The following is a 12301-nucleotide window of genomic DNA, read 5'->3' on the forward strand; positions in this document are numbered from 1 at the left end:
GCACAAACCAGATTGGCTAAATCAGTGCTAGATGCCAGTTGGACAACACTAAGAACCATGCTCAAGTATAAATGCGAGAACGCAGGGGTATGTTATGAAGAAGTCAATGAAGCCTATACCACCCAAACTTGTTCGTGCTGTGGCTCACGCTCCAGTAGTCCGGAAGGTAGAGCAGGACTTGGAATAAGAGAATGGCAGTGTGTGGAGTGTGGTACGCTCCATGATCGGGATGTAAATTCCGCACTGAATATTCTTGCGCTCGGACATGAGCGTCTAGCAGTAGGAATCTCCGTCCTTTAGGTCGGGGAGGATGTCAACTAAATCCTATATTGTTTTTTGTGCTTGCACAGCCACAATTTTTAGCTAAGGTTTAAATAGCTTTGCGTAAGCATCTTCCTACTTTGGCAAGACCCAAAGTAGGCAAAAGTCTTTTGTTACCCATACACGACATCCTTGTCGTGATGGGTAACGTGGGGCATCCGTGCCCCACATTCGCGTATCGGAAGTTTGTCAAAATTTAATTGGAAAAGAACTCATTTTTAAATTTTTGGGTGATATTTCAGCAGAAATAGAATGAGGTTGCTGTAAAAGTAAACATTTGCACTGAAAAGCGAAAAAGACTATTGACGATTTACAGCTGAAACTGTTTAATACGCGTCATTGGCGTGATAGCTCAGTCGGTAGAGCAACGGATTGAAAATCCGTGTGTCCCCAGTTCGATCCTGGGTCTCGCCACCATATTCAAAACGGTTAAACGTTTTCAATCCCTGATCCCATCAGGGATTTTTTTTGCATAAAATTTATGCGATCAAATAAAAAAGTGATGATTTTTATTGACTATTCAGCCGAGATACGGCTTAATACACGGCATTGGCGTGATAGCTCAGTCGGTAGAGCAACGGATTGAAAATCCGTGTGTCCCCAGTTCGATCCTGGGTCTCGCCACCATATTCAAAAAGCCTCAAACACTGTTTGAGGTTTTTTTTTCGCCTCTAGGTTGGTCATAGAGAATTATAATTACATGCAAAGCGCATTAAAATTCCAAGAAAAATTGCATACCCATAATAGATTTAAGAAAGTGAAAAAGACCGTTTATCCGAGTCAAGGTGAGCCAAAATTGATTTTCAGGTAGGCTATAAAACGTATACGGTTGCAGTGAAAAATTTTTTTCTTGCATGGTGTAAAACTGCATTGTCCTGAAATTACGTTGCGAGACAAGTTTATGAAATTTATAAAAATATATCCTTTGCTGCTGATATTGGGCTGTCCATGGAGCATGATGGTCCACGCGGATGACGCGGTGACCTTACCCACCCTGCACGTACTGGCCGAGCCAGAGTTACGTACAGAAACCGGGATTGTGCCGCATCAGAATGATGAAAAAAATCTCCGTGCTTTACAGCATCAAGTTATTCGTAATTCACGTGAAGCACAAAACTTTATGATCGACAGCTATGTGGTTGCCAATCTGGAAATTCAGCCCTTACAAGCACAACCCGACCTAAATTCGTTATCGCCCTTTCTACAACAGTATGTATTGAGTATTGCTCAGGGTTTACAGTCGAGTGATCCTACACAAGGCTTGTATATTATGTTGCAACCCTTTGGTATAAACCGTAGCAACAGTATGCAGCATATTGATCGTAGCAATAGCAACAGTATGCAGCCCATCGATCGTGATATGCATATACAGCTCGACCTGAAAAATGTCAGCATTGGTACGATTGAACCTTCTATAAATAATTTTTCTGTACCTGAGCTACCGACACCGAAAAAGTAATCATTTTTCTTTAGAAAAAATCCTTAGCTTTGCCAGCGAAGCCTATATTTGCCGCCGCGAGAAAGTGGCAAATGCCTGCGCAGTTGAAAATTGGGGCTGTTTTCAGCCTGTGAGCTAGTCATGTTCTTCAGAGATCATTACTCCGTTATATGCTCAGCCAGTCGGGAACCACCGGGTCAGTTTTAATCCTGCCCAGAGCTGGAAATTGGCTCCATACGATGTTAAATATTATCAATTGAATGATCAGCGGGTGCTCATTGCCCAGACCAGTTTTAGAATTGATCAGGTCATTGATTAAATTTATAAATATTATGAGCATCGTTAAATGAAAGATCTGTTTTCTGATGACAGCTTGCGCTATAAACAGGCCCGTCCGGCTTATTCTGCAGAAATTGTCCAGGAAATTTTAAAGCATGTACCTGAACGAACTTTTGCCTGGGATTGTGGTGCCGGTTCGGGGCAGTTTACCCAGTTATTGGTACCACATTTTCAGCAGATTTTAGCCACAGATTTAAGTCAAGCACAGTTGGATTTGGCACCGCAGTGGGCAAATGTGAGTTATCGTATCTGCTTGGCGCAAGACAGCGGATTGGCAGATGCGAGTGTGGATTTAATTACCGTTGCACAAGCGATTCACTGGTTCAATTTTGATGCCTTTTATGCCGAAGTGCATCGGGTGCTAAAACCGAGTGGAATATTTGCTGCGGTGGGCTACGGTCTGATTCAAGCTGTAGATCCTGAGGTGAATACCGCAATTCAACGCTTGTATTTTCAGACCTTAAAAGGTTGTTGGGATGCTGAACGTCGTTATATTGATGACTTATATCGCACGATTCCTTTCCCATTTCAAGAAATCGTGACACCCGAACTTTGCCTGAAATATCGTTGGTCGGCAGCACAATTGCTGAATTATTTAAACACTTGGTCGGGACTGCAGCATTATTTAAAGCAACATACTGATACGCCCTTGCTTGAATTACAACAATTGTTGCAGCAGCAACCTGCTCAGGGCTTGGAAATTCAGTTTCCAGTTTTGCTGCGTTTAGGTCGCTTGGTATAAAAAGTCAATGTATTGAGTGATTTTTGAACTTAAAATATAAGTTGGTGAAAAAAGGATGTTTCTCCACAGGTGTAATTTACCTATGTGCGAGGTGTCCAATGTTAAAATTTTCTCTCCCTATTTTATTCAGTCTTGCGCTGAGTCTCCCTGCGACTGCTTTTGCCAATCTTGATCAGCCTTTACAGGTCTTGGATGATTGTGCATTAAGTGCAGAATATGGGCAATCCAACAGCTTAAATTTGCTGCATGATCAATACCGTTTTACCGCGCAAGATGTGGTGAATCAAGTTCGAGCTGAACAAAACCTAGACTTAGCAAGCAAATTTGCAACTTTGGGTTCTCGTTTTTATATCAACCCGCAAGGTCAAACTGTGCTGCAAATTCAACGTGATGTGGTGTCTTTGGGTGTGATTGAAACCACACTCAGTGTGGATGGTTTACGCCAGTTAGGGCAGCATTTTATAGATGAATTTAAAGCTTTGGCATTTGAGTAAAATGGAGTGCGTTGTCGCAAATGACCTTGTGACAATCTAAGACATAAAAACTTAAGACATAAAAAAACGCCCTGAAAAATCAGGGCGTTTTTTTTATTGCACGCGAATTATGCTGGTTGCGCAGATTCTTGTTGTGCAGGAGTCAACATGTGACCGTGTTCTTCGAAGTTTGCATGCCAAGATAATGCTTCACGAAGTAGGTGAGGAGTGTGACCACCTTTTGCACATGCACGCTCAAAGTAATCATTCAATGCATTGCGGTACATTGGGTGTACACAGTTGTCGATAATCGCACGAGCGCGTTCACGTGGTGCAAGACCGCGTAAATCTGCTAAACCTTGCTCAGTGACTAAGATGTCAACGTCGTGTTCGTTGTGGTCTACATGCGCAGCCATTGGAACGATAGATGAAATGTCACCGCCTTTCGCAATCGATTTAGTCACGAAAATCGCCAAGTGTGCGTTACGCGCGAAGTCACCTGAACCACCAATACCGTTCATCATTTTGGTACCGCATACGTGGGTTGAGTTCACGTTACCGTAAATATCAAACTCAAGTGCAGTGTTAATACCAATGATGCCTAAACGACGTACTAACTCAGGGAAGTTAGAAATTTCTTGTGGACGTAAAATGAATTTGTCTTTGTAGTGTGCAAGATTACCAAATACGCGATCGCCACATTTTTCAGACAAAGTCATTGAACAGCCAGAAGCGAACTTCATTTTGCCTGCATCAATCAATTCAAACGTACAGTCTTGGAGTACTTCTGAGTACATCACCAAGTCTTCAAAGTTAGAGTGTTTGAAGCCTGTTAATACTGCATTTGCAATTGAACCGATACCTGCTTGTAAAGGTGCCAAGTTTTTCGGTAAACGACCTTGAGCTACTTCGTTTTCAAAGAATGCGATCAAGTGATCTGCAATTGCTTGAGTTTCGTCATCTGGATCGGTCACGTTAGATGGAGAGTCAAGCAAGGTATCGTTAAATACAATACCCACAACTTTTGCAGGGTCTAACTGAATACCTTTGGTTCCAATACGTTGTTCAACGTGAGTTAATGGCACTGGACCACGTGTTGGACGTGCTTCAGGAATATAAATGTCGTGTAGGCCTTCAAATTCTGTGCTTACAGTGGTGTTGATTTCGATAATGACTTTATCTGCATATTCAACAAAGCTTGCAGAGTTACCTACAGAAGTTGTTGGAATAATTAAGCTGTCTTCAGTAATTGCAACTGCTTCAACAATCGCGATGTCTGGGCGTTTTAGCGTGTTGTTACGCATTTGCTCAACAGTTTCAGACAAGTGTTGGTCAATGAACATAACTTGACCTTGGTTAATTGCTTTACGCAAGGTGTTGTCTACTTGGAACGGCATACGACGAGCCAAAACACCTGCTTCAGTCAATTGCTTGTCTAAATCATTACCAAGACTTGCGCCAGTAATTAAGTCAATTTTTAAAGGGTTGGTTTTAGCGCGTGCCACCAATGCAAGTGGAACAGCTTTTGCTTCACCCGCACGAGTAAAGCCACTCATACCTACGGTCATACCATCTTGAACGAATTCAGCAGCTTGTTCTGCGCTGATTACTTTGTCGTGGAGGGAGGCTAAACGGATGCGATCTAAAGACATGGCGAACTCTCGTAAAATACTAGACTGATACCGATTGTACCGATCAAAAAAGGTATTTTGCATAGGTGTTAGGCTAAGGTCTAATTTTTTGCCTAAATGGTGGTATAAAAATATAAAATAATACATAAATAATTGAATTTAATCGTTTATTTATATATCAAAAGGTAAATATTACAATTTATTTGATATATTTTTATACAATTTTAATATGCACCATCTGAATTTTTTACTTTGATCGTCCATCCGATTTGCTGTTGGTCTGAAATTGGTATATAGCAAGCCAGATAGAGATCAAAAGCGTCAGCCGTTTAGAAGTGTTCACTCAAACTTTGTTTGATTTTTTCCAGCGTGCCAACATTATTTTTTTCTTCAACGATTTCAGGTTGTAACGGCAGGGTAATGATGGCTTCAAGACCACCGTGTTCACGGTTTTGAATGGTGAGCTCGCCCTGATGAATATCGACAATACGTTTTACAATTGCCAAACCTAAGCCACTGCCTTGTACAGTACGTGCTTCATTGCCGCGTACAAAAGGCTGCATTAAATCCGCAATTTGGTCTTCTGGAATGCCTGTACCGTTGTCTGCCACGCTAATCCGAATGTGTTCATCCAGCACTTCTGCAGACAACTCAATTGGCTCTGCACCATAGCGTTTCGAGTTATTAATCAGGTTGCCAATCAGACGTTTCAGCGACAAACTGCGCGCCTGAATTAAAGGTAATTCTTGTGCGTTAAAGCGAATATCCAACGGTTTAAATTGAATAATCAATTCCTGCAGCAAAACATTTAAATCGGTTTCTTGTAATTCTTCATCGGAACCATCACGCATATAAGAAATGAATTGATTTAAAATCGCATCCATATCTTCTACATCGTAAATTAAGCCTTCTTTTAAAAAATCATCATCGGGCATCATTTCGGCACTTAAACGAATCCGTGTCAGTGGCGTGCGCAGGTCGTGTGAAATACCTGCCAACATGATACGACGGTCACGTTCAGTCTGTTCCAAGGTATAAATCATGTGATTAAAGGCTTGGTTGACCTCACGAATTTCCTGCGGACCGTGATTGGTTTCTAAATAAGGTGCTTTGCCTGTTTTACTGTAGCTATTGGCGGCATTTTGCAGACGACGCAAAGGACGATTCAGCTGACGTACTAGAGTTAAAATAATTGCTGCAGCTAACAGTGGAATACCCAAAAGCCAGCCAAAGACCAATTCAGGGCTGTAGTTGGCATAGGTTTTAAGGGGTTCACGTACCCAGTTGCCATTCATTTCTGGGGTTTGAATCCAAATACGCGGGCTTGGTTTGAACTGGAAATAGACCGTGACATCCTGCATTTTTAATTCAGTTGCCAGTTTCTTTTCTATTTGTTGGGTAAAAAACTCTGCAATGACTTTTTCCCGTACATTAGGAAACTCACGTGGATCGGTTACATATTCAATGCCGACCCGATTTTTAAGCCACGCATCGACATCGACTTCGGCTTCATTGTGAAAAATGCGCAAATCTGGATTGTTTAAAATTTCCAGTTCAACCGCTAAATAGCGGGCGTGTTGTTGAATTTCAGGTAAATACAAGGTGCGCCAAAAGAACCACAACGACATAAACAGGCTAAACAACACCACAAAAACCACCAGTACCGTGGTGCGCATGGCTGCAGAGCGTGGTTTGATTTTGTCCAGAAAACGCTCCCAGCGGGTACGTTTCTTTTCAGAATACGCCACATAGTCGGTAAATTCTTGTGGGTCGATGGGTTCGAGTTTCACATCTTGTCCTGTGGCAGAGGTTGTAAAGCGAATTTAGTAAGTGAAATTTTATGATGAATATACTTGTTATTGGAATGTCTGTTCTTTAAATCTAGCACAATGATCGGTGTGCATAAATGTTGATCATTGCATGAAGATGTGAGGCTGAAGCCTCACATCATTTTCAACTTATTCCGCACCATCTGGAACAAATACATAACCGACACCCCAAACCGTTTGAATATAACGTGCACGGGCAGGGTTTTCTTCAATTAAACGACGTAAACGTGAAACCTGAACATCAATCGAACGCTCCATCGCACCCCATTCACGACCACGCGCCAAATTCATTAACTTGTCACGGGTTAAAGGCTCACGAGGATGTTGTACCAACGCTTTGAGTACTGCAAATTCACCTGTAGTTAGGGTCACGACCTGACCTTCACGTGTCAAAGTACGGGTCGATAAATCTAGTGACCATGGGCCAAAACCAACCACTTCCATTTGCTGACTTGGTGCACCTGGTACCTCGCGCACTTGACGACGCAATACAGCACGAATACGCGCTAACAGCTCATTTGGATTAAACGGTTTTGGTAAATAATCATCTGCACCTGCTTCAAGTCCTGCAATACGGTCAGAGTCACTGCCGCGAGCCGTCAGCATAATAATTGGCGTGTCGATGTTAGATTGACGTAAACGACGGCAAATACTTAAACCATCTTCAACAGGCAGCATAAAATCAAGCACGATTAAAGAGAACAGTTCACGCTGTAACAAACGATCCATTTGTGTCGCATCGTGGGCAGTTTTGACCACAAAGCCCTTATCTTCCAAGAAACGCTGTAACAGGGTACGTAAACGCACATCATCATCGACAACGAGAATGCGTTCAACGCGGTCAGTTTCGCTGTGTACGGCATCTGTTTTTTCAGCAGGTACAACTAAACTCATGATGTGCTCCTTTATTCTTTATTGTCATCGTAAACAAAAAGTTGAGTTGGCTTTGAGTATACGATTCATTGGTATCTATTGCCTATGCTCTAAAGCAACAAATATTGCAGATAAAATCAAGACATAGATACCAAATATATACAGCATTCCCATGCGAAAAACTGACATATTTGTCCGTTTGAGTCTAACATAAGCCTGAATTTTATTTAGATTTATAAAATTTAGCCGAATTGGCAAAAATCGCCAAAAAACCACCATTTATAAAATTCATAAAACAATTGTGGATTTTATAGTCTTGGTCTTTATAATCATGGCTTTTAGTACTTATCCTTGTAGGATCACACACGATGACTGACTTAGTTCAGCAGTTAGCAAAAGAACTTGCCGTACGACCAAATCAAGTAGAAGCTGCCATCAAACTTATTGATGAAGGTGCTAGCGTTCCATTTATTGCACGTTACCGTAAAGAAGTGACGCAAGGTTTAGATGACACGCAGCTACGTCAGCTCGATACACGTTTATCGTATTTACGTGATTTATATGAGCGTCGCGAAAAAGTAATAGAATCACTCAAAGAACAAGATAAATTATCTGATGATTTATTGGCACGGGTTAACGCTGCTGAAACCAAAAATGCTTTAGAAGAAATTTACGCGCCTTACCGTCCAAAACGCACCAGTAAATCGTTTAAAGCTAAAGAAGCAGGTTTAGGCCCAATTGCAGCGCAAATTTTTGCAGAACAGGTTGAGCCAAGCGAAGCTTTAGCAGGCTTTAGTCATGCAGACTATCCTGATGCAGACAGTCAGCTAGATGCGGTACAACACATTCTGATTGATGAATGGGCACAAAATATTGCCTTAACCACAGAATTAAAAGAAATTTTTGCCAAAACAGCGGTATTAAAAAGCTTGGTTGCTTCTGAAGAGAAAAAAGAAGTGGGCAAAAAATTCCGTGATTACTTCGATTTTTCAGAAAACCTCAACAAAGTGCCTTCACATCGCCTATTGGCGATGTTGCGTGGTCGCCAAGAAAACGTCTTGGGTTTAAAAGTTGATGGTGAAGACAGTGCACCTTTGGCACGTATTGAAACTGAATACAATTTAGATCAAATTCAGCCGCAAGCACGTCAGGACTTTTTAAAGCAAACGGCAAAATTGTTTTGGTTGGGCAAAGTGCGTCCACAAATCGAACATTCATTATTGACTGAAAAGCGTTTGGCTGCCGAAGCTGAAGCGATGGATGTCTTTGCAGAAAACTTGCGTCATTTATTGCTCTCTGCACCTGCAGGTGCGCGTTGTACGCTGGGCGTAGACCCTGGCATCCGTACAGGTGTCAAACTGGCTGTGGTGAACCAATCTGGCGATGTGGTTGCACATAGCACGGTTTATCCATTTGCACCTAAAGAAGACAAAGCAGGCGCGATTGAAGAACTTGCACGTTTATGCCGTGAGCACAATGTTGATTTAATCGCGATTGGTAACGGGACTGCAAGCCGTGAAACTGAAGCGGTTGTGGCAGAAATGATGGCGGCGCACAGTGACTTGAAATTAACACGTGTGTCTGTATCTGAAGCGGGTGCATCTGTGTATTCAGCTTCTGAATTGGCATCGCAAGAGTTGCCAGAACTAGATGTGTCGATTCGTGGTGCAGTGTCGATTGCACGTCGTTTGCAAGACCCATTGGCAGAGTTGGTAAAAATTGATCCAAAATCAATCGGTGTGGGTCAGTATCAACATGACGTGAATCAGGCAGGTTTAGCAAAAACCTTAGAAGCTGTGGTAGAAGACTGTGTGAACTCGGTCGGTGTCGATGTCAACACGGCATCTTCAGCAATTTTGGGTTATATCGCAGGTTTGAATAAAGCCATTGCACAGCAAATTGTTGAATACCGTAAAGAACATGGCCGTTTTGACAATCGCCAAGCTTTGAAAAACGTACCGCGTTTAGGCGAACGTACTTTTGAACAAGCAGCAGGTTTCTTACGTATTCAGGCAGGTTCTGAGCCTTTGGATGCTTCTGCAGTGCACCCTGAATCTTATGGTTTAGTAGAAAAAATTGTGGCTGCCAAAGCGACCACGGTTAAAGATATTATTGGTAATACTGAAATTATCCGTTCGGTGAATGCTGAAGAATTTGTGGATGAGCAAGTCGGCTTACCAACTATTCAGGATGTTTTGTCTGAATTGGAAAAACCAGGTCGTGACCCACGTCCTGAATTCCGTACGGCTAAATTCCGTGAAGATATTACTGAAGTGGCGCAGTTGACTGAAGGCATGCAGCTTGAAGGTGTTGTAACCAACGTGACCAACTTTGGTGCTTTCGTGGATGTGGGCGTACATCAGGATGGTTTGGTGCATATTTCTGAGTTGGCCAATGAATTTGTGGCTGATCCGCATAAAGTGGTGAAACCAGGTCAAATTGTTCAAGTGCGTGTGTTGCAGGTTGATGTAGAGCGTAACCGTGTGAATTTATCGATGCGTCCTGAAGGTTCGGCTGCACCTGCAAAAGCAGCGCGTGCACCACGTCGTGATCAACAACAGCGTACAGAGCGTAAGCCACAAGCGAAACGTCCACAGCAGTCACGTCCTCAGACTGAGCGTCCACAAGCGAAAAAACCACAAGCCGCTAAACCACAAGAAAATAAAATTGGTGGTTTAGGTGCATTGTTGTTACAAGCAGGGATTAAAGGTTCGAAGTAATTTTGAATTGCTCTAACAAAAAGCTCCCGAAATTCGGGAGCTTTTTGTTTTGCAGGAACATTTTTATATACAGATTTTTTGATGGATTTTAAATCAACGGTACAATCCAACTCACCAAAATCAGCATAATTCCCAAATGTCCAAGTTTACGAGTCACTGCGACTAGTTTTGACGGTGGTGCTTCAAGTTGGCGAGCATATTCCTGAAGATTTAAACCTTGTGAGGCTTTACTGCTAAATAAAAATACGCCCAAATCAATACAAATTAAAATCGTGCCGACATCGGCAACAACCTCTAAAAGTTCATATTCTTGCTGATAAAGCGCCGTTGCAACCTGATAACTCAGAAACAAGGCAAAGGCAAAACAGCCATACTGTAAAATGAGGGCCAGTGCTCGCATAATCCATTCAAAATACTTAAAACAGCTGTGTTATAGCATAAAAATGCGGTGCAATTGAATGTTTTGTTATGGTTGAGATTGTGGATCTTAAATAAGCAATTAACGGATTAAGCCTTGCAGAACAAAACTTGTGGCAATACTGCCTGCTGCCAATTTAGACATGAAATAACTGTAATTAGAAGAGGCAGAAACTTCGGACATCGCACCAGATGAATGCGACATGGACACGGCAAGTTGGCTGCTATAGCCCAATTCGACTAACAAGACCACCAGGCCTGTCAGTGTCATCACTTGAAATGTGTCTACATGATTGCGCGTAAGCTCAGTATATAAGTGATAAAAACTTAAGCCCGCAGCAGAAAAACAAAATAGCTTAAACAGATACAGAGTTTTCATGTGTTGTATCTTTCATTATTGTAATGTCATTTTGAATGCTATTTCTTAAACCAATATTAAAATCACATGAAAAGTTGCGGCTGCACAATTTAAAAATTGTTGAAGTGATGTTGTATTGTTGTGCGCTGTTCAACCTAAGCTGTAAAAACAAATAGGCGACCCGTAGGTCGCCTAAAGCAAAACTTGAATTGTGTATAAATTACCAGTGTTCACCTGGGAACAAGCGCGCATACGCTTTTTGTACCCAGTTCAGTTTTTGCTGCTCGCCCACAGAAGCGGTAGAGCTTGGGAATAAGTTATAACCAATCGACATGAGTTTGTTGTTAATGTCTGGTGCAATCGCATAAGTGATTGAAGCCAAACGACCCAAATGTGTCGCAATTTTCTTCGGACGTTTCACAATCGCATAAGCAATTAAATCTGCGGCTTGCTCAGGTGAAAGGGTGGGCACGTACTTATAAATTTTGGTTGGTGCGATCATTGGGGTACGAACCAATGGCATATACACCGAAGTAATCGCAATTTTGTGTGTATGCGCTTCTGCAGATAGACAGCGACTAAACGCATCCAATGCGGCTTTAGATGCCACATAAGCCGAGAAACGCGTTGCGTTGGCTAATACACCAATCGAGCTGATGTTGATGATGTGACCATCTTTACGGTGCATCATCTGCGGCAAAATATTAAGTACCAAACGCACAGCACCAAAATAGTTGAGCTGCATGGTACGTTCAAAGTCGTGGAAACGATCAACCGACTCATGTACTGCACGACGGATTGAGCGGCCTGCGTTGTTAATTAAAATATCAATATGATCGACAGAGGCAAGAATTTGTTGCGATACAGCATCAATAGAGTCCATATCGTTTAGATCACAAGGGAAAACTGAAGCCTTGCCACCACGTGCTTCAATTTCAGCTTTGACTTGTTCGAGCGTTTCCTGAGTACGTGCCACCAAAAGCACATGCGCACCTGCATCGGCTAGCTTATGTGCCACGGTTAAACCAATACCACTCGATGCACCTGTAATAAGGGCAACTTTACCATTTACACGCTGTTGAAAAAGTTTCTCTAATTTTGGCTTCACGCTAATATTCCTGATTTAGATTCCTGAGTTGTCATTTTTATTGAGATTGACG

11 protein-coding genes and 2 tRNA genes are annotated in these 12301 nt (G+C 42.2%); 7 read left to right on the plus strand and 6 right to left on the minus strand.

Translation table 11 applies throughout. From position 1 onward, the window contains the following. The 6 genes from FTU66_RS08545 to FTU66_RS08570 form a co-directional block, all read left to right on the plus strand. The coding region (locus tag FTU66_RS08545) for an RNA-guided endonuclease TnpB family protein (protein ID WP_179989758.1) at positions 1-300 on the plus strand (300 nt) is incomplete at its 5' end. Positions 301-662: 362 nt separating this feature from the next. Next, a tRNA-Phe gene (locus tag FTU66_RS08550) sits at positions 663-738 on the plus strand. Positions 739-872: 134 nt separating this feature from the next. Next, a tRNA-Phe gene (locus FTU66_RS08555) sits at positions 873-948 on the plus strand. Positions 949-1276: 328 nt separating this feature from the next. Then, complete coding sequence (locus FTU66_RS08560; RefSeq protein ID WP_257222075.1) at positions 1277-1780, plus strand: hypothetical protein; 504 nt, start codon at positions 1277-1279, stop codon at positions 1778-1780. A 325-nt stretch (positions 1781-2105) separates the two neighbouring features. After that, positions 2106-2840 carry a class I SAM-dependent methyltransferase gene (locus FTU66_RS08565; protein WP_154320240.1) on the plus strand — a complete coding sequence of 245 codons (735 nt, stop codon included), beginning with the start codon at positions 2106-2108 and terminating at the stop codon, positions 2838-2840. A 98-nt stretch (positions 2841-2938) separates the two neighbouring features. Further along, positions 2939-3334, plus strand: coding sequence for a hypothetical protein (locus FTU66_RS08570; protein ID WP_004974410.1), 396 nt, complete (start codon positions 2939-2941; stop codon positions 3332-3334). A gap of 107 nt (positions 3335-3441) precedes the next feature. Here FTU66_RS08570 and FTU66_RS08575 read toward each other — a convergent pair whose 3' ends face one another. The 3 genes from FTU66_RS08575 to ompR all read right to left on the minus strand — a co-directional run bounded on the left by FTU66_RS08575 (position 3442) and on the right by ompR (position 7667). Further along, a complete protein-coding gene (locus FTU66_RS08575) occupies positions 3442-4965 on the minus strand; it encodes an acetyl-CoA hydrolase/transferase family protein (RefSeq protein ID WP_004974412.1) in 1524 nt (507 codons plus the stop codon). Between the two features lie 308 nt (positions 4966-5273). Beyond that, positions 5274-6734, minus strand: a complete 1461-nt coding sequence (locus FTU66_RS08580; protein ID WP_004974413.1) for an ATP-binding protein — start codon at positions 6732-6734, stop codon at positions 5274-5276. A 168-nt stretch (positions 6735-6902) separates the two neighbouring features. Beyond that, complete coding sequence (gene ompR, locus FTU66_RS08585) at positions 6903-7667, minus strand: two-component system response regulator OmpR (RefSeq protein WP_104852661.1); 765 nt, start codon at positions 7665-7667, stop codon at positions 6903-6905. Between the two features lie 347 nt (positions 7668-8014). Here ompR and FTU66_RS08590 point away from each other — a divergent pair, with 347 nt between their 5' ends. Further along, complete coding sequence (locus FTU66_RS08590) at positions 8015-10366, plus strand: Tex family protein (RefSeq protein ID WP_179995406.1); 2352 nt, start codon at positions 8015-8017, stop codon at positions 10364-10366. A gap of 88 nt (positions 10367-10454) precedes the next feature. Here FTU66_RS08590 and FTU66_RS08595 read toward each other — a convergent pair whose 3' ends face one another. From FTU66_RS08595 to FTU66_RS08605, 3 genes are all read right to left on the minus strand, one after another. Beyond that, positions 10455-10766, minus strand: coding sequence for a hypothetical protein (locus FTU66_RS08595; RefSeq protein ID WP_019838218.1), 312 nt, complete (start codon positions 10764-10766; stop codon positions 10455-10457). A 99-nt stretch (positions 10767-10865) separates the two neighbouring features. Continuing rightward, positions 10866-11162 (minus strand): hypothetical protein, encoded by a 297-nt coding sequence (locus tag FTU66_RS08600; RefSeq protein ID WP_180112645.1) that lies wholly within the window; start codon positions 11160-11162, stop codon positions 10866-10868. 199 nt (positions 11163-11361) lie between these two features. Next, the gene (locus tag FTU66_RS08605) at positions 11362-12249 is read right to left on the minus strand and encodes an SDR family NAD(P)-dependent oxidoreductase (protein WP_004974423.1); all 888 of its coding nucleotides are present in this window, start codon (positions 12247-12249) and stop codon (positions 11362-11364) included. Between the last annotated feature and the right edge of the window lie 52 nt (positions 12250-12301).

Source organism: Acinetobacter sp. YH12131, assembly GCF_013418635.1.
Lineage (GTDB): Bacteria > Pseudomonadota > Gammaproteobacteria > Pseudomonadales > Moraxellaceae > Acinetobacter > Acinetobacter towneri.

Bases quoted from the DNA above. Each gene is read 5' to 3' on its own strand.
- FTU66_RS08560 (WP_257222075.1), top strand. From the start codon at position 1,277: ATGATGGTCCACGCGGATGACGCGGTGACCTTACCCACCCTGCACGTA.
- FTU66_RS08565 (WP_154320240.1), top strand. From the start codon at position 2,106: ATGAAAGATCTGTTTTCTGATGACAGCTTGCGCTATAAACAGGCCCGT.
- FTU66_RS08570 (WP_004974410.1), top strand. From the start codon at position 2,939: ATGTTAAAATTTTCTCTCCCTATTTTATTCAGTCTTGCGCTGAGTCTC.
- FTU66_RS08575 (WP_004974412.1), bottom strand. From the start codon at position 4,965: ATGTCTTTAGATCGCATCCGTTTAGCCTCCCTCCACGACAAAGTAATC.
- ompR (WP_104852661.1), bottom strand. From the start codon at position 7,667: ATGAGTTTAGTTGTACCTGCTGAAAAAACAGATGCCGTACACAGCGAA.
- FTU66_RS08590 (WP_179995406.1), top strand. From the start codon at position 8,015: ATGACTGACTTAGTTCAGCAGTTAGCAAAAGAACTTGCCGTACGACCA.
- FTU66_RS08595 (WP_019838218.1), bottom strand. From the start codon at position 10,766: ATGCGAGCACTGGCCCTCATTTTACAGTATGGCTGTTTTGCCTTTGCC.
- FTU66_RS08600 (WP_180112645.1), bottom strand. From the start codon at position 11,162: ATGAAAACTCTGTATCTGTTTAAGCTATTTTGTTTTTCTGCTGCGGGC.